The organism is Fischerella muscicola PCC 7414 (assembly GCF_000317205.1).
Lineage (GTDB): Bacteria > Cyanobacteriota > Cyanobacteriia > Cyanobacteriales > Nostocaceae > Fischerella > Fischerella muscicola.
Map to the genome: position 1 here is coordinate 59,731 of NZ_AJLK01000033.1, position 16,153 is coordinate 75,883.

The 16,153-nt window shown below is 42.0% G+C and carries 14 protein-coding genes; 4 read left to right on the forward strand and 10 right to left on the reverse strand.

The window, feature by feature from the left end; genetic code table 11:
- Window positions 1-3 precede the first annotated feature (3 nt).
- Window positions 4-642 carry a histidine phosphatase family protein gene (locus UYI_RS0104905; protein ID WP_016865559.1) on the forward strand — a complete coding sequence of 213 codons (639 nt, stop codon included), beginning with the start codon at window positions 4-6 and terminating at the stop codon, window positions 640-642.
- 190 nt (window positions 643-832) lie between these two features.
- Entirely contained in the window at window positions 833-2,056 is a 1,224-nt protein-coding gene (locus tag UYI_RS0104910; protein ID WP_016865560.1) for an acetate/propionate family kinase, read from the forward strand.
- 736 nt (window positions 2,057-2,792) lie between these two features.
- Here the strand turns inward: UYI_RS0104910 and UYI_RS0104915 are convergent.
- Both UYI_RS0104915 and UYI_RS0104920 read right to left on the reverse strand, forming a co-directional pair.
- A complete protein-coding gene (locus UYI_RS0104915) occupies window positions 2,793-3,071 on the reverse strand; it encodes a hypothetical protein (RefSeq protein ID WP_016865561.1) in 279 nt (92 codons plus the stop codon).
- 508 nt (window positions 3,072-3,579) lie between these two features.
- The gene (locus UYI_RS0104920) at window positions 3,580-4,506 is read right to left on the reverse strand and encodes a YihY/virulence factor BrkB family protein (protein WP_016865562.1); all 927 of its coding nucleotides are present in this window, start codon (window positions 4,504-4,506) and stop codon (window positions 3,580-3,582) included.
- Window positions 4,507-4,612: 106 nt separating this feature from the next.
- Here UYI_RS0104920 and UYI_RS0104925 point away from each other — a divergent pair, with 106 nt between their 5' ends.
- Entirely contained in the window at window positions 4,613-6,529 is a 1,917-nt protein-coding gene (locus UYI_RS0104925) for a transketolase C-terminal domain-containing protein (RefSeq protein ID WP_016865563.1), read from the forward strand.
- 187 nt (window positions 6,530-6,716) lie between these two features.
- Here UYI_RS0104925 and UYI_RS0104930 read toward each other — a convergent pair whose 3' ends face one another.
- From UYI_RS0104930 to UYI_RS0104970, 8 genes are all read right to left on the reverse strand, one after another.
- Window positions 6,717-7,313 (reverse strand): DUF3611 family protein, encoded by a 597-nt coding sequence (locus UYI_RS0104930; RefSeq protein WP_016865564.1) that lies wholly within the window; start codon window positions 7,311-7,313, stop codon window positions 6,717-6,719.
- A gap of 26 nt (window positions 7,314-7,339) precedes the next feature.
- The gene (locus UYI_RS0104935) at window positions 7,340-10,210 is read right to left on the reverse strand and encodes a CAAX protease (RefSeq protein ID WP_235147909.1); all 2,871 of its coding nucleotides are present in this window, start codon (window positions 10,208-10,210) and stop codon (window positions 7,340-7,342) included.
- Window position 10,211: 1 nt separating this feature from the next.
- Complete coding sequence (locus tag UYI_RS38690; RefSeq protein WP_016865566.1) at window positions 10,212-10,910, reverse strand: LTA synthase family protein; 699 nt, start codon at window positions 10,908-10,910, stop codon at window positions 10,212-10,214.
- 204 nt (window positions 10,911-11,114) lie between these two features.
- Window positions 11,115-11,690 (reverse strand): Uma2 family endonuclease, encoded by a 576-nt coding sequence (locus tag UYI_RS0104950; protein ID WP_026085745.1) that lies wholly within the window; start codon window positions 11,688-11,690, stop codon window positions 11,115-11,117.
- Window positions 11,691-11,933: 243 nt separating this feature from the next.
- Window positions 11,934-12,080, reverse strand: coding sequence for a hypothetical protein (locus UYI_RS36495; protein WP_016865569.1), 147 nt, complete (start codon window positions 12,078-12,080; stop codon window positions 11,934-11,936).
- Between the two features lie 852 nt (window positions 12,081-12,932).
- Complete coding sequence (locus tag UYI_RS39955) at window positions 12,933-13,025, reverse strand: DUF3303 domain-containing protein (protein ID WP_308410461.1); 93 nt, start codon at window positions 13,023-13,025, stop codon at window positions 12,933-12,935.
- 58 nt (window positions 13,026-13,083) lie between these two features.
- Window positions 13,084-13,602, reverse strand: a complete 519-nt coding sequence (locus tag UYI_RS0104965) for a GNAT family N-acetyltransferase (protein WP_016865571.1) — start codon at window positions 13,600-13,602, stop codon at window positions 13,084-13,086.
- Entirely contained in the window at window positions 13,603-14,154 is a 552-nt protein-coding gene (locus tag UYI_RS0104970) for a GNAT family N-acetyltransferase (RefSeq protein WP_016865572.1), read from the reverse strand.
- Window positions 14,155-14,232: 78 nt separating this feature from the next.
- Between UYI_RS0104970 and UYI_RS0104975 the strand changes: the two genes are divergently transcribed.
- Window positions 14,233-16,113 carry an ABC transporter ATP-binding protein gene (locus UYI_RS0104975; RefSeq protein WP_016865573.1) on the forward strand — a complete coding sequence of 627 codons (1,881 nt, stop codon included), beginning with the start codon at window positions 14,233-14,235 and terminating at the stop codon, window positions 16,111-16,113.
- The last annotated feature ends 40 nt before the right edge of the window (window positions 16,114-16,153 follow it).

A 16,153-nucleotide genomic window follows, 5' to 3' on the forward strand; every position in this document is an offset into this window, starting at 1 on the left:
TCTGTGGTTTTAAAACTATATTTGCTGCGGCACGGCGAAACAATTTACAGCCAAACTGGGGGATACTGTGGAGAGCTAGACCCAGAGTTAACACCAGAAGGAACACTCATGGCTAAAGCATTCGCCGAAGCACACAGTTCCATACCTTGGACAGCAATTTATGCCAGTCCCAAAAAGCGTACCGTTGCTACAGCCAAACCATTGTGTGATGCCATAGGGATGAAAATGGAACTGCGGGATGGGCTAAAAGAAATTAATTATGGCAAATGGGAAGGTCAAAATGTCGATTTTGTCAAGCAGTACTACCTAGATGATTACCTGCGTTGGTTAGCCGAACCAGCTTGGAACCCACCTACAGGAGGAGAAACAGCAGTACAAATTGCTAGTCGTGCTTCCCTTGTGATTGCAGAAATTCAGGAAAAATATCCAGAAGGTAATGTTTTAGTAGTTTCTCATAAAGCAACTATCCGAATTGTACTTTGCAACTTATTAGGTATTGATTTAGGACGCTATCGCGATCGCATCGATATGCCAGCTACCTCAGTCAGCATCGTCAAATTTGATATTCATGGCCCGATGCTGCAAGTATTAGGCGATCGTAATTATATGCCAGAAGAATTGCGCTTACGACCAGGGACTTAGGAGGTGGGGAGGTGGGGAGGTGGGGAACTCACCGGCCCCCACTCCCTGTCGGTCGTGGGGATTAGGGGCAGTGGGGAGATGGGGAGTGTCAGGAGTGTGAGGAGTAAGAGATAACTACTAAGCACTAACCACCGACAAATAACAAACAACAAACAACAACCAACCACTAACAACTAACCACTAACTAATTATGAAAATTTTAGTACTTAATTCTGGGTCAAGTAGCCAGAAAAGTTGTTTATATGAAATAGTTGGGCAGCAGTTACCAGGGCATCCACCAAAACCAGTTTGGCAAGCTAGTGTAGACTGGACTCATCATCAAGGATTTGCTGAACTCGAAGTTAAAACTGCTGAGAACGCAGTTTGCAAAGAAAAAATTCAGGCTGATTCCTATACATCTGTAACTGAACGTGTGTTACAGACTCTGCTTGAGGGTGAAACACAGGTAATCAAAGAAGCTAAGGAAATTGATGCTGTTGGTCATCGGGTAGTACATGGTGGTCAAGAATATAATCAGGCAACTTTAGTGACAAAAGAAGTCAAAGCAGCCATCAGACGTTTAGCAAGTTTTGCCCCAATTCACAATCCAGCCAATTTGGAGGGAATAGAAGCAACTGAGAAGGTATTTCCTGAGGCTGCCCAAGTGGCAGTATTTGATACAGGCTTTCACAGCCAAATCCCTCTAAGCGCGGCTGTTTACCCCGGTCCTTATGCATGGTATGAAAAAGAAGGTATCCGTCGTTACGGTTTTCACGGTATTAGTCACCAGTATTGTTCCCAACGGACAGCACAATTATTAGGCAAAGACTTAAATTCCTTGCGCCTGATTACATGTCATTTAGGCAATGGTTGCTCTTTGACAGCAATTAAAGATGGCAAAAGTATTGATACAACAATGGGATTTACTCCCTTGGATGGGTTGATGATGGGGACTCGTTGCGGTTCTCTCGATCCTGGTATTTTAATTTACCTTTTACGCCATCAAGGAATAGATGCTGACAAATTAGATGATATTCTCAATCACGACTCTGGGTTAAAAGGCATTTCAGGCATTTCTGGTGATATGCGTGCTATCCAAACTGCTATTGGCGAAGGTAATACCCGTGCCCAGTTAGCTTTTGATATGTATATTCATAGATTGCGATCGCACATTGGTTCGATGTTGGCTGTACTGGGAGGATTAGACGCGATTGTGTTTACTGGTGGCATCGGGGAAAATCATTCCTTAACGCGATCAGCAGCCTGTGAAGCCTTTGCCTTTTTAGGACTAAAAGTTGATGAAACCAAAAATCAAGCTTCACCCAAAGATGAAGATATTGCAGCAGTAGATTCCAGTATTCGCGTTTTAGTCATCCAAACTCAAGAAGATTGGGCGATCGCTGAGGAATGCTGGCATTTATTGCACAAAAGTTAATAGTTAGTAGTTAGTTGTTAGTGGTTGTACCAGACGTGCCATGGCACGTCTGTACATTGGTTATTTCTAAAGCCTAATACCTTCTGCCATTTGCCTTCTTTTCAAACTAGATGTGAATTGTCAAAGGATACAAGGTGCGATCGCTCATTTAGCAAATTGAATTATTAAATAGTAGTTCACCAAATTGATTTTGACAGTTTGGCTAGATCCCCGACTTTTTTAAAAAGTCGGGGATCTGAGGTCTCGCAAGCTGTCAAAACTTGTGTGGTAGAGTAGTAGTCCTAATCTCTTTACCCACAATTGAGAAATAGAAAAAAACGCAGATTTACTGCGCTTTGTTAAAGGATGATTCAATTCACTCATTCGTTGGCAACTTTTTCTCAAGAATGCGTACGTACTCAAGACACCTAAAAGCCTTAGTTTCAGTTTATGATTATCCACGTTATTTTCTAGTTTTTCCAGAGCAGATAAGCCAGTTAACCTACCCAGTTAAGCCAGATAGTTCTTATAAAATATTCTCTATAGCAATTCTCACATCGCCCAGATCCCCGACTTTTTAGAAAAGTCGGGGATCTTGTTTTAGGATTGCTATAAAGTTAAAACTTTTTTCTTCCTTTCTGCCTTACCCGAAGGGCAAATCAACACTATCTACCGCATTTTCTTTTCATACAACTTAAAAAATGTCTGCGATAGATAAATAACAAAGTCTAAATATAAAAACAAATCCAAAATACGATCACTGCTGCGGCAGAGAACAATACATACGGAATGTTTCGCGTCTTAAAACAATACATGAAGTTTCAGAGCTATTTCCATAAGTTTCATTATTATTAACAGCTTTATTCTTGATTAATGCTGTAGTCGAAATAGCGGCACATACTAAAGCAAAAGTCCCAATTAATATAGTTTTTGGCTTAATTTTTGGATTGATTTTTTTCTGAATATTGGATACTTTCGATTGACAACAAACCTGTTTTGGAGACCAAAAATGGTTATCAAAGTCGTAGTAACTCATCTATTTAATTAGCTCCTTAGCTATCTGAAAGTAAGAATTCAATAGTCACTTTGCCAATAATTATGAATTATTGTAGACGTTGGCGTTCAGTCAATGATATACCATCTCGCTCAAAAGTGTTTATATAAATATTAAGTAATTATGAGTTTTCTTTAATAACTCATTTCTATAGATAATCAATATATGAGTTATAAAAATCTATATGTGAATAGAAAAATAAAACTTTCTTGCTTATAGAGAAACAATAGGTAGTGAAACTAAGTTAATTGACTCAATGCTAGAGTTTTTATTTCATAAATAGCCAAAATAATCACAAAATCACTATTTAAGCGAATCACTGAGAGCTTATTTATAAAGTCAATATTAAGTAGGGTGTGTTACGGCTATGCAAGGATTTCGGAGTTTGAGAAAGTGAGGATTAGCCGTAACGCACCGAGAAAGATGGTGCGTTAAGCGTTGCTATAACGCACCCTACAATTTAAGGTTTACTTTATAAATTATCTCTGACTTAAAAATTATTGTGATTATTAGCTCTCATTACTTTCCCCACCGTGACATTTAACTGTGCCCCAATCAGTAGAACCAAAGAACTGAGATTGAGCCACAACAGCAACACAATCCCTGCACTCAATGCTCCATAGGTCAAATTATAGTTTCCGAAATTGCTGACATAGACTCGAAATAATTTAGAAACACCTGCCCACAGTAAAGCTCCAATAATTGCCCCAGGCATAATAGGAGTACCGTTGAACCATTGACTTGGACCATGACGATAAATAATACTAAATGCATAAGCGATAATCATCAAGGTTAAAAGCCAACGGAACCAAGACCAAGCAGATAAAAATATTGCTCCAAATATTTGTGTACTATCTAACACAAATTGCACAATTAGGTCACTGATAAATACTAACAAAGAAGCAGTTAAAACTAAACCAATGGTAGCAATTGTTAGGAGCAAAGAAATTAACTTCGCTTTCCAAAAAGGTTGTTTGAGATTTGGTGGAATCTGATAAATCTCATCCATTGCGTTCATAGCCGCACTAATTGCTCCAGAAGCAAGCCAAAGGGCAACGAGAAAACTAATATAAACTAATTCTCTACTTTGAGGTAGTTGTATTTGTCCAGTAAATTCTTTCAGTAGCAGTGGAACTTGTTCTGGGGCAAAATTAAGTACTTGGTGAGCTAAAGTATCAACTTGATCTTGGGAAATATTTAACATCCCAATCGTTGTGAGAACAGCCGCCAAGGTTGGAAATAAAGCTAGCAAGTTGTTATAAGCCATTTCCGCAGCTAAACCAGGTAATCTGTGTTCGCCACTTTCTTTGACAACTTGTTGGAGAACCTGAAAGTTGAGATGGCGAAAGAAACAGATAAAGCGAGTGGAGAACATAGGATGGGGTGATGGGGTGTTGGGGTGATGGGGAGAAAACATAAAATATATTTTTTCAGACTTCAGACTTCAGACTTCAGACTTCGCCCTTCACCCTTCATCCTTTACAAATGTATGATGGCAATGAGTGAATCAAGGAAAATCAGTCATGACTAATGTTGTAGAACGTAGCTTTCCGATTGATTTAGGAGCCTACAAGCCCCTGGCATTAGACCCAAGCAATCCTACCCTCACCGACGAGCAGCGCCAAACCCTCAAAGCTAATATCCAGCTATGCCGTGATGCGATTGTTTTCTTCACAGCGACGGGAGCAGCTAGGGGTGTAGGTGGGCATACTGGTGGCCCTTACGACACAGTGCCAGAGGTGGTCATTCTGGATGCACTATTTAGAGGCGCACCAGATAAATTTGTACCGATTTTCTTTGATGAAGCAGGACACCGAGTTGCTACCCAGTATCTCATGGCTGCCCTGCATGGTGATCTACCTTTTGAGCAACTTGCTCACTATCGTGAAGCCCATTCGCGATTACCCGGACATCCGGAGTTGGGATTGACACCTGGTGTCAAATTTAGTTCTGGACGTTTAGGACACGTTTGGCCCTACATTAATGGGGTGGCAATGGCCAATCCAGACAAAGTGGTGATTTGCCTTGGTTCTGATGGTTCACAGCAAGAAGGTAATGATGCAGAAGCAGCACGCTTGGCAGTTGCGAAGAATCTCAATATCAAACTGATCATTGATGATAACGATGTCACCATTGCTGGACATCCTTCTGAGTACCTACCAGGTTTTAGTGTTGCTAAAACCCTCACAGGTCACGGAGTTAGCGTTAATGTGGGAGATCCGGAGGACATAGATGATTTATACCGTCGCATTTGCGAAGCAGTAACCACCGATGGCCCAATTGCTTTAGTGAACAAGCGCAAAATGGCTGTAGGGATCGATGGTATTGAAGGATCAACCCATGGTCATGATGTGATTCCAGTTGATAAAGCGATCGCTTACTTAGAAAAGCACGGACAAACCGCAGCTGTCGAATACCTCAAGAATATCCAAAAACCCAAACTACCCTATACTTTCCTGGGTGTGAGTGAAAAATGGGATTCTAACCGCAATGTCTTCGGTGATGCCGTGGTATCCGTCCTTAGCCGCATGAGTCCCGAAGAACGCAAAGAAAAGGTCATGTGTATCGATAGTGACCTCGAAGGTTCCTGCGGTTTGAAAAAAATTCATGATGCCTATCCAGATATTTTTGTCGCTTCTGGCATTATGGAACGGGGTAACTTCTCCGCCGCCGCTGGCTTCGGTATGGAAAAAGGCAAACAAGGCATCTTCGGTACATTTAGCGCCTTCTTGGAAATGTGTATTTCCGAAATCACTATGGCGCGGTTGAACTACTCCAACGTTCTGTGTCATTTCTCTCACTGCGGTGTAGACGACATGGCAGACAACACCTGCCATTTTGGTCTAAATAATATGTTTGCCGACAACGGCTTAGACGACGGCTACGAAACGCGGTTGTATTTCCCCGCCGATGCTGGCCAGATGAAAGCTTGTGTGGAAGCAGTATTTTTTGACCCTGGATTAAGATTTATCTACTCTACCCGCTCGAAAGTTCCCCAGATTTTGGATGAAAATGGTAACAACTTCTACGGCGAAGGTTACACCTTTGTTCCTGGCAAAGATGAAGTTGTGCGGGAAGGAACTGCTGGTTATATTATCAGCTTTGGTGATGGATTGTATCGCGCCCTTGATGCTGTCGAAAAACTCAAACAGCAAGGAATTGATGTTGGTTTGATCAATAAGCCGACACTCAACGTTATTGACGAAGAGATGCTAGCTAAAGTTGGTAAAGCACCTTTTGTTTTGGTTGTAGAAGCACTCAACCGTCGCACAGGGTTGGGTAGCCGCTTTGGTTCTTGGTTACTAGAATGCGGACTGACACCAAAATTTGCTCACCTGGGTATTCATAAAGAAGGTTGTGGTGGATTATGGGAACAGTTTCCTCATCAGGGACTAGATCCTGAAAGCATTATCAAGAAAGTCAAGGAACTAGTTAGCTAGTCTATAGATTAGGAATGAGAGGGATTGAATTCAATCCCTCTTTCAAGAATTTAACTATCGCCCCACCGCAAAAGCCGCTAATGTGATTTCAAGATGTAACAAAGATCATTTTTGAGAAATCGAACACCGTGCAAGGCGATGGACACAGATAGATTTACCGGGATGCATTTACGTCTTGAAGCGCTGTTTATTCATAAGCCGGCTGTGGTATCAGCCTATACAATAGCCACAGGGCAACAATTACTCCTACCAATTCCGCTGCGATCGCACAACTGACTGCTTGCATAGAGATAATTTGCAGGGGAGTAATTGGTAAATTTGAAGTTGCGATCGCCGCACCAGGTAAAGGTGTATAAATAGTAGCTGCTCCTTGGGGTATTGATAGGACTCTATTCAAGAGCAAGCCGACCTGGGTAAGTAAGACAATGACCGCAAATATCATACCGCTAATATTGGCAAGGATGCCGATCCACAAATCTCTCGTCACCTCTTTTCTTGAGGGACGCAGATCAGGATCATCTAGTTTTTTTGACAAGCGTGTGTAGCGAAAACACCAGTAAATTGTGAAGATCAAAACTAGTAAACAAGCATAGGCAAAAAATACACCAATACTGTTTTGAGTACCGACTCGGCCAGGATTACTCCTAAACAATAGGGTAGGTATGGCTATGAATAGGGGGATACTTCCCAACACTAACTGTAGCCAGAAACCAATCCAACCCAGTATGCGAAATTCGCTAGCAATTCTATGAACGTTGGTTGATGGCGAGTGTGATGTATGCATACATAATATGGGTGATAAAGTAGATGCTAAAATGTCATGGGAGCAACTGCGGCAATATCTGGATCACAACCACCTACTTGACTGGTAGTAAGTACCCATACAGCAGCTCCCTGCTTGAGAAATATTTCAGTTACAGTGTCGCTGGCTTTACGAGGAAACATTGCTCGCCAACTGATTAAGCCTGTGAATAGTTGTTTTAAGGGGCTGTCTTCTAGAGAACTGCCCAGACTTTCAGTATAGTTTTGCCAGTCTGCGCGGGCAACACCAAAAGGTAATAGTTCCCAACGAAGAGATTTTCCTAACTTGACCAATTTTTGCAGACGGGTGGCGTCTTCGGGGTTGCCCTCTAGCCAGTTTTGATACTCGGGATTATTGGATTTGATTGCTTTTTCAATAGCTTTGATAGCGGCGTATAATGATTGATTGGAATCTTGGGAGCAGTTATTGGCAGGACCGACATAGGTTCCACCAGTACCATCACCAATACGGTAACGGGCTGTCATGATGTCCAATTCTCGGACGAGTGTTTGTAATGCCGATCGCCTGATGCCATTAATATCGTAGTCTTCGGTAAAAGGATCATATTTGATCAAAATGTTGGTAGTGGGACGAATCCCCAGCCAACCAAACTGGCGATCGCCTAAATAACGCGATATATGCAACGTCCCAGCAATTAATCCATCGATGTTGTGAGTATAAACCTGGTGGTACTCAATGTCGAAGCATAATTCATCTGTTAGGGGTTCCCGCACTACCCGCGCCACTCCGTAGGCAAAATGTCCAAAGTAGACGGGGCCCCTAGCTGCGGCTTCTTTTTTCTTGCCCCCGATACCGCCGTAGATGTGGACAACTAAAGCGCGATCGCCTTCACGCCACTCTGAGACTGCTTGTTCAATCTCCCGGTCTTGTGTATTCAAAAGTACAGATTGAATTTGTCCTTTATGAGCAATGATTTCCTGCCAGGATTCTTTTTTCAGGTAGTGCAGGGCTGGTTTTATGCCATTGATTACCCTTTGGGGCTTGACTTGTACCAAAGTCCGAGGAATGAGGGACTGGACTACAAACATACCGCCAGCATCTCTAGCACCGTAAATATACCACCCTGTAGGATTTAAAGGAGACTTTTCAATGTCACGGTTGGTGGAAGGATAAATTTCGTTTTCGTAAGGAAGTACTTGAGGCATTGTTACGACTTCCTCAACTCCATCAAATTGCCCAGAGGTGGGATTATAGTGAACGACGCGGAACTGTTCGCTGTCTGGGGTGGCTGGTTGTAAAAACTTCACTAAGGCGTAAAATCGCCCTGAAATTTGCACAGGTTCACTGGTGATGTGCAAAGTAACAGCTTTGTTTCCTCCATTTTCTTCAATCACCACAGGTTCACGTAACATGACAACAACATCATTATTTGGTCTGGCACCTGCTAAAGATTCTAGGGGTGTCACCCGTCGCCAATGATTTAAACGGGTTGGTTGCACTAACCCTTGTTGGGAACTATAGATTGCTTGCTGGCTAAAATGAATATCTTTAATGACTGTAGAACTCTCCAGCCATTTCAGATTTATAACTTCTCCGATGAGATGTTGATATTCACTAGGGGCGTGATATAGTTCCAGCAAAACACCAAACTGTCGTTGTTCCTTTGGTGGCAAAATCAGCCTTCCCATCCACGCAGCGATGGGTTGATAGAGGTTTGTCGGTATCCCAGTTAAGGATCTTGTTGTTTGAGGTAAAGGATAGTACTCTGGTCGATTAAAATCTGCTTGGAGATAGCGATCGTAATTGCTGAGTTGACGCGGTTCAGTTTCTTGGTCACTGTCATACTCCTCTAGTAAGATTTTTGTCACCACATCTAGTGTTTGTTGCAGATGGGTGCGACCATCAGGTAACAATTTGTAAGGATCTAAGACACCTCCAGCGCCACTGTGACCAACTGGGCCGAGGGAAGCAAAAGAAATTTTGCCCATGCGTTTGGCACGATTCCAGTAGGATAAAAAGAAGATTTTCCAACGCTTGGGAAAAAAAATTGGGCCTAAACGTTCCACAGGGTCTTTGTCGCCAACAAAATGATAGAGATGCTCTACCATTAGAGCATTAGTATTACCACTGATAACACCAGCTAAAGAAATTACCTCAATTGGTGCTACTAATGCCTTCTTGAGATACGATAGTGTCCCCATCGCTATTTGTCCACCGCCACTGAAACCAATTAGGGTGATTGGTACACCGCTACCAGGTGTGTAGTCATAGTTAATCAGGCTGTTGTACATTACCTGAGCCATTCCCTGGTTATAAATTGGGCCGTAACGTTGGTCAGCAGAAACCATGACTACAAAAGTGTTACGGATGTTAATTGCTACAGCCAGCAAAATGCCGAGTAAACCTGGATTTGGGGACATACTCAATCGCTCGGCTGTCCGCCAAAAAAATGAAAACAGCCTATCATCTGATAAGGGTCGATTAAGGACAGAGTAAGGAATTAGCCCTCTAATAATGGCAATGTTATCTGGCAATATGGCTGCTAACTGACTGAGAAACTCCTCACCATCAGGAAAATACCGCGAAGAAGCTTGGCCAATACCATCTAAGTAAATTACATAACGCACAACATTTGTTTGGGGTGGGATTGGTTCTTCTAAGGTACCTGGATCGATTGTTGTATCAATTTGATCACCATACCAACCTGCCCACCAGCCTAAAGCTTCTAAAGGAACTAGCAGCCCGGCAAAGAGGATAGCAATGAGAGCAATCTGCGCTAAACTTATAGTCAAACTTAACGCACTACCGAGAGTATCGTAGGCAACAACCCATATCTGGCGCAGTTGTGGAAATAATACAGTTAAAAGCAAGGCTATCAAAAAAACACCCAAAAATTTGACGACTCGCTTTAACATCATCTCACTCTCCGTCGTCTCTGTTGTTAAGCGTGTTGCCAGTTCGATAAATACTGGAGAAGATTTGTTGCGGCCCTGCTTGCAGAAGACTTTCTATTCCTCGCATATCCGTGACTAATTTTGTACCAGCCACCGTGTTTGAAAGCCATACACCGATCGCTGCGATGGGTCTACCGATAGTACGTTGTAAAATTTGGAGTACCACCCACCCTAAAGCCGCGCACCAAAATGCCCGCCAGATACTGACATGCAAGACGGCGTGCAAACCCACCTCAAATGCCAATAGTGTCCAGATGGAGAGTATGACGTTAATTGGTACACCAAAATAAGGCAGTGCCACTAAAAAACTAAATATCATTGGTGCATAGGCTAGTCCCAGAAGAGACCATATAACTTCATATGGGGTACTAGCATCGAAGAATAGCCAACTCACCAACCATGTACTCAGACCCCAAAACAACACACTAAATACAAATAACACCGAGGCGATCGCTAAACTGAGAAGAAAGCGAATTGGCTTGACTCGGTTAACAAATAGTACAATGCCTTGACCGAAAGCTTGCGAAAAGCCTGCTAATAGTGCAGTGTAAAGTGCAACCCGAAAACCTTGGGGGAGAATTTGGATAGATTCAAAAACTTGGGGGTTGAGAGCGATCGCTCCAAATATAAGTTCCCAAAATCGGTCAAAGGCAGTCTGTGTCATGGCAGATGGGGTCAAATGCCTAAAAGAGTGCAATTTGCTGGTGGTTCAATTACCTTTCCATTTTAGGCGTCAAATTGCAATAGCAGATAAGCCAGTTAAGAGTTATCAGTTACCAGTTACCAGTTAAGTATTTAAACAGAATTAATTACAAATTCCCCGATCCCCAATCCCTGATCCCTTTATCCACTATTCAATATAATTTTTTTAATAATCAGATAAATTCAAGCTAAATCCTGGCAATATATTTTCACCAGATAATTCAGTGGGAAGGTTGCGTACTTCCACCTCTTGTGCTGGGCGATAAATTTCCACTTGCTGCTGTTGGGGGTTAATTAACCATGCCAATTGCACCCCTGCATCTATATATTCTTGCATTTTCTGGCGTAGGGTTTCTAAATCGTCGGTTGCTGACCTTAACTCGATCACAAAATCCGGTGCAATGGGGGGAAATTTGCGTCTTTGTTCGGGTGTGAGTGCTTCCCAACGTTCCCGGCGAATCCAAGCAGCATCCGGGGAACGGTCAGCACCATTAGGTAACTTAAATATAGTGGAGGAACTAAAAGTGTAACCGAGTTGGGTTTGGCGATTCCAGATAACCAAATCGGCAATTAGGTCAGCTTCTCGATTACCACTTTCTCCTCCAACGGGTGGCATGATAATTAATTCTCCCTTGGGCGTTCGTTCAAATTTCAACTCCTGGTTATTTTGACATAGTTGATAGAACTGTTCGTCCGTCAGGTGAACGGTGTCCAGGTTTAATGTCAGAGGAGTTGTAACCATACAGTGAGTCTGAATAGTGGCGGTGATAATACCATGCTATGCTTTCTTTGAGGGCTTTTCGCCTACAACGAGGGTATGAAAAATCGACCACTGTGCAAGGCGATAAACACAGATGGAGCATGAGTTTGCTGCTAAATTAATTCCTTGTCTCCCTTGTCCTCCATGTCCCCCTTGTCTCCCTTGTTCCCTGACCCTCTTCTCAATTTTTAATTTTTAATTTTTAATTGTTGTGTCCCCGATCCCTTAATAATCTTCCATCCCAAATTGCCACATCATAAAAGCGAAGATGTCGGCTCGTTCTTGGAGACGTTGCGTTTTGGTTGAACCAACGCCATGTCCGGCTTCGTAGTCAATGCGGAGTAATACGGTTTCACAAAAATCCTGATACATATTGGATTTACTGTAAACCCGTACGGCCCTACGCCCCTAAACGTGTACTTTATTTACCTGAAAAAAGCTGTCAATAGTCTCTGAGTCGTAAATTAAGTTTCTGAGTTGTAAATCAAGTTTCTGAGTCGTAAATTAAGTTTCTGAGTTGTAAATCAAGTTTCTGAGTCGTAAATTAAGTTTCTGAGTTGTAAATCAGGTTTCTGAATTGTAAATCAGGTTTCTGAATTGTAAATTAGCTTCACAAGTCATAAAACAGATTTTCAACTTAAAAATATGGCTTTCATCTCGTAAATCTCTTACTTGCGTCAAATTTCACTATAATTCGTCCAATAATGCTTGAACACCTAACCCACCCTACTAGCGTGACCGGGCTAATTTGGTGCAAAAATCTCTTCTTCTATACTCTGTGTTCTCTGTGCCTCTGTGGTTTATTAATGCACTATTTTAATGCAGTCGCGCCACTACTGGTCTATCGCAAAAGTTTTCATAGGTCAACTTTTCAATTCTTCTTCTTTTCCTTCTTCCTACCCTGTGGGAAGCCGCTGTTGATTCTTTGCGTACTTTGCGCTTTTTGTGGTACCCTTCGGGAAGCCCTCCGGGTTCGGGGGTTCGCAATCGTGACGGAAACCGCCAAGACTGCGACCCCCTCACCGCTACGCGTCTACGTTATTTTACTACTCAAATTTAATGCGATAGACCACTACTGCCTACTTAAGATTTACTGGTGATAATACTATGTTATACCTTCTCTAAGGACTTTTCGCTTACAACAAGGGAATGAAAAATCGACCACCGATGCACACTGATGCACACCGATGGACACAGATATATTTTGCGTTGGTGACTAAGTGGTTATTTTAAACCTTCAGGCATCATCCGCCCTTTCTCTTGCAATCGACGATATATTTCTTTTGCCTTACCATCTTTAAATCGCTCGATCACCATAAATAACATTTTGTCTCCTCGCCCACACTGTAACTAACACAATATTACGTGCGATCGCTCATTCTCTATTACCTCTACTAGGAGCGTAAATCTCGTAGTAAAGTAAAGGTTTTTCGTTCACTATCGCTCTTTTTGTCCAAGACATGCCTATTTTTTCCAACACCCGAATTGAGCGATCGTTCGGCTCATCAACGTCTGCAACTATATATTTAATACCCAGGTCTGTAAATGCATGATCAAGCACACCTAAGGTTGCTTCGGTTGCGTAGCCACGTCCCCAAAACTGGGGTAGGACACCAAAAATTAAACTTGGTGCTGTTTCGGTAAATTGGAGTAAACCTGTAAACCCTGCTATCTGGTTGTTTTGCTGAGCAAAAAATAACCAAATTCCGTAACCGTGATTGCGGAAGCTGGTGATACTAGCTTCAATGAAAGATTGGGCTTCTTCACAGGAGATTTGGCGATCATCGAAGAGAAATCGCCGTATATCTGCATCACACCATAACTCGTGTAGAATGTCAAGATCCTCAAGTTGGCATGGTCGTAGGTGCAGACGGTCGGTGTGTAGTAAATTCATTTACAATAGCAGAGTATAACTAGATTCGTCCGGTTGCCAAGCTGCTCGTGTCAAAGCATAATACACTACATCTAAGTTATAGAAATGAGCGTCTTTTTCATACTTTAACCCTGCTTTTTCCATCACACGACGGGAAGCAGTATGCTCTGGTAAAGTGATGGCAACAATTTTATTTAAGTTGACCTCCTCAAAACCATACCTCAAACTGGCTTTTGTCGCTTCTGTGGCGATACCTTGATTCCAATAAGCTTGATCCAAACGATAAAGAACTTCTACTTCTGGACTATTTGGTAAGAAATTTAAACCGCAATGACCGAGTAATTTATTTGTAGCTTTGTCTACTACAGCCCAAACACCAAAGCCGTGCTGTTTCCAATGCTGAATAAAAAATTCTAAAATCTGTTGTGTTACTTCTTTGACTTGGTCTTGGGGAATAGGCCCTCCGGGTGAGTATTTCATTACTTCTGGATTACTTAAAATTACTGCTGTTTCATCCACATCATCAAGGGTGTATGGTCTGAGTCGCAATCGCGCAGTTTCAATCTCTGGCATGGTGACGAGTAGGAATGCAAACACTATATTAAAAAAATTTGCTTATAGTATTGTAAAAATTAATATAATTTTCCTATTATGAGCATCTCTATACTTGAAAAAAAATCTCACTCACAATACCGTCGGCGTGAAAATGACTGGCGGTTATTTTTGCGCTTGATACCTTATGCTCGTCGCCATGTGCGATCGCTGACGTTATCAATACTATTACTTGTACCAGTAGCTGTAGCTAATGCTGTTCAACCATTGTTGATTGGACAGGTTATTTCCCTGATTCGCAAAGAACCGAGTACCTACGATTTTCTACGCAATCTACCGTTCTGGCAAGCTTTACAATTTCTGGAAATTTTATTAGTAATCACCGTAATTATCCGACTGATATTTACAGGCTTTCAGGGTTATTTGGTACAGAAGGTAGGACAACAAATCACTGCTGACATTCGCCAAGATTTATTTCATCACGTTACATCTTTGGCAGTGCGCTTTTTTGACCGCACACCCGTAGGTAAATTAATTACTAGACTCACCAGTGATGTGGAAGTGTTAGGAGATGTCTTTGCCACTGGCGCAATTGGCATTGTCTCTGATTTATTCTCCATGCTGATGATAGTCGGTTTTATGTTTTCGATCCAGTGGCAACTCGCTTTGCTGTTGCTGGTGATGCTTATACCTGTATCGGCTTTAATCATTTATTTTCAACAGCAATACCGTAAAGCTAATTACAAAGCCAGAGAAGAACTTTCAATATTAAATTCCCAACTCCAAGAAAATATTGTTGGTATTAATGTTGTGCAACTCTTCCGCCGGGAAAAATTTAATGCTGAGTTGTTTCGCAAAACCAATACACGTTATGTCAAAGAGGTAGATAAAACGATTTTTCATGACACGGCGGTATCTGCAACATTAGAATGGGTTTCCTTGGTGGCGATCGCAGCTGTTTTGTGGATTGGTGGTTATTTACTTTTGCAAAATAACTTGACTTTTGGAACCTTATCTTCATTTGTATTGTATGCTGAAAGGCTATTCCAGCCATTACAGCAATTTGCCGAAAAGTTTACGGTGATTCAATCAGGTTTCACCGCCATCGAACGTGTTTCTGATGTTTTAGATGAACCCATCGAAATCCGCGATCGCGCCAATCCCAGAGTATCAGTTTTTGATGTTCAATTCGGCTATATTGATGAAATAGTGGAACATCTCGAATCTGAAGCCGAACATTCCAAACCACAATTAGGAGAAATCAAATTTGAACACGTTTGGTTTGGATATAAAGAAGATGATTACGTCATTAAAGATTTAGATTTTACAATTCACCCCGGAGAGAAAGTAGCATTAGTTGGCCCTACTGGTGCTGGTAAAACTACTATCATCCGGCTTTTGTGTCGTCTCTATGAACCCAGCCAAGGACGCATTTTAGTTGATGGTATAGATATCCGAGAATTACCCCAAGCCGAACTCAGGCGCTACATGGCGGTAATTTTGCAAGAAGGTTTTTTATTTGCTGGCGATGTGAAAAGCAATATTACCTTAGCAGATGGCTACTCTTTTGAGGAAGTGCAACAAGCAGCAGAGAAAACTAACATTGCCCAATTTATTGAACAACTTCCCCAAGGATATAATACCCAACTGCGGGAGAGAGGTACAAATCTTTCTAGCGGTCAAAAGCAACTATTAGCCTTTGCTCGTGCAGCAATTCGCAACCCCCAAATTCTAGTATTAGATGAAGCTACAGCTAGCCTAGATGTAGGAACAGAAGCATTAATTCAAGAAGCTTTAAACAAGCTATTGATCGGAAGGACTGCAATTATTATTGCTCACCGCCTATCCACAATTCGCAACGTAGACCGGATTTTTGTACTCAAGCGCGGAGAATTAATAGAACAGGGAAGCCATGAACAGTTATTGCAACTAGGGGGACTTTACGCTACCCTACACAACCTACAGATGTTGGGAAGTTAAATTTGTTAAGAGTTAATGGTTAGTGGTTAGTAGTTATTTC

Excerpts from the sequence above, each read along its gene's own strand:
- UYI_RS0104910 (WP_016865560.1), top strand. The coding sequence starts at position 833 with ATGAAAATTTTAGTACTTAATTCTGGGTCAAGTAGCCAGAAAAGTTGT.
- UYI_RS0104915 (WP_016865561.1), bottom strand. The coding sequence starts at position 3,071 with ATGAGTTACTACGACTTTGATAACCATTTTTGGTCTCCAAAACAGGTT.
- UYI_RS0104920 (WP_016865562.1), bottom strand. The coding sequence starts at position 4,506 with ATGTTTTCTCCCCATCACCCCAACACCCCATCACCCCATCCTATGTTC.
- UYI_RS0104925 (WP_016865563.1), top strand. The coding sequence starts at position 4,613 with ATGACTAATGTTGTAGAACGTAGCTTTCCGATTGATTTAGGAGCCTAC.
- UYI_RS0104930 (WP_016865564.1), bottom strand. The coding sequence starts at position 7,313 with ATGCATACATCACACTCGCCATCAACCAACGTTCATAGAATTGCTAGC.
- UYI_RS0104935 (WP_235147909.1), bottom strand. The coding sequence starts at position 10,210 with ATGATGTTAAAGCGAGTCGTCAAATTTTTGGGTGTTTTTTTGATAGCC.
- UYI_RS38690 (WP_016865566.1), bottom strand. The coding sequence starts at position 10,910 with ATGACACAGACTGCCTTTGACCGATTTTGGGAACTTATATTTGGAGCG.
- UYI_RS0104950 (WP_026085745.1), bottom strand. The coding sequence starts at position 11,690 with ATGGTTACAACTCCTCTGACATTAAACCTGGACACCGTTCACCTGACG.
- UYI_RS36495 (WP_016865569.1), bottom strand. The coding sequence starts at position 12,080 with ATGTATCAGGATTTTTGTGAAACCGTATTACTCCGCATTGACTACGAA.
- UYI_RS39955 (WP_308410461.1), bottom strand. The coding sequence starts at position 13,025 with ATGGTGATCGAGCGATTTAAAGATGGTAAGGCAAAAGAAATATATCGT.
- UYI_RS0104965 (WP_016865571.1), bottom strand. The coding sequence starts at position 13,602 with ATGAATTTACTACACACCGACCGTCTGCACCTACGACCATGCCAACTT.
- UYI_RS0104970 (WP_016865572.1), bottom strand. The coding sequence starts at position 14,154 with ATGCCAGAGATTGAAACTGCGCGATTGCGACTCAGACCATACACCCTT.
- UYI_RS0104975 (WP_016865573.1), top strand. The coding sequence starts at position 14,233 with ATGAGCATCTCTATACTTGAAAAAAAATCTCACTCACAATACCGTCGG.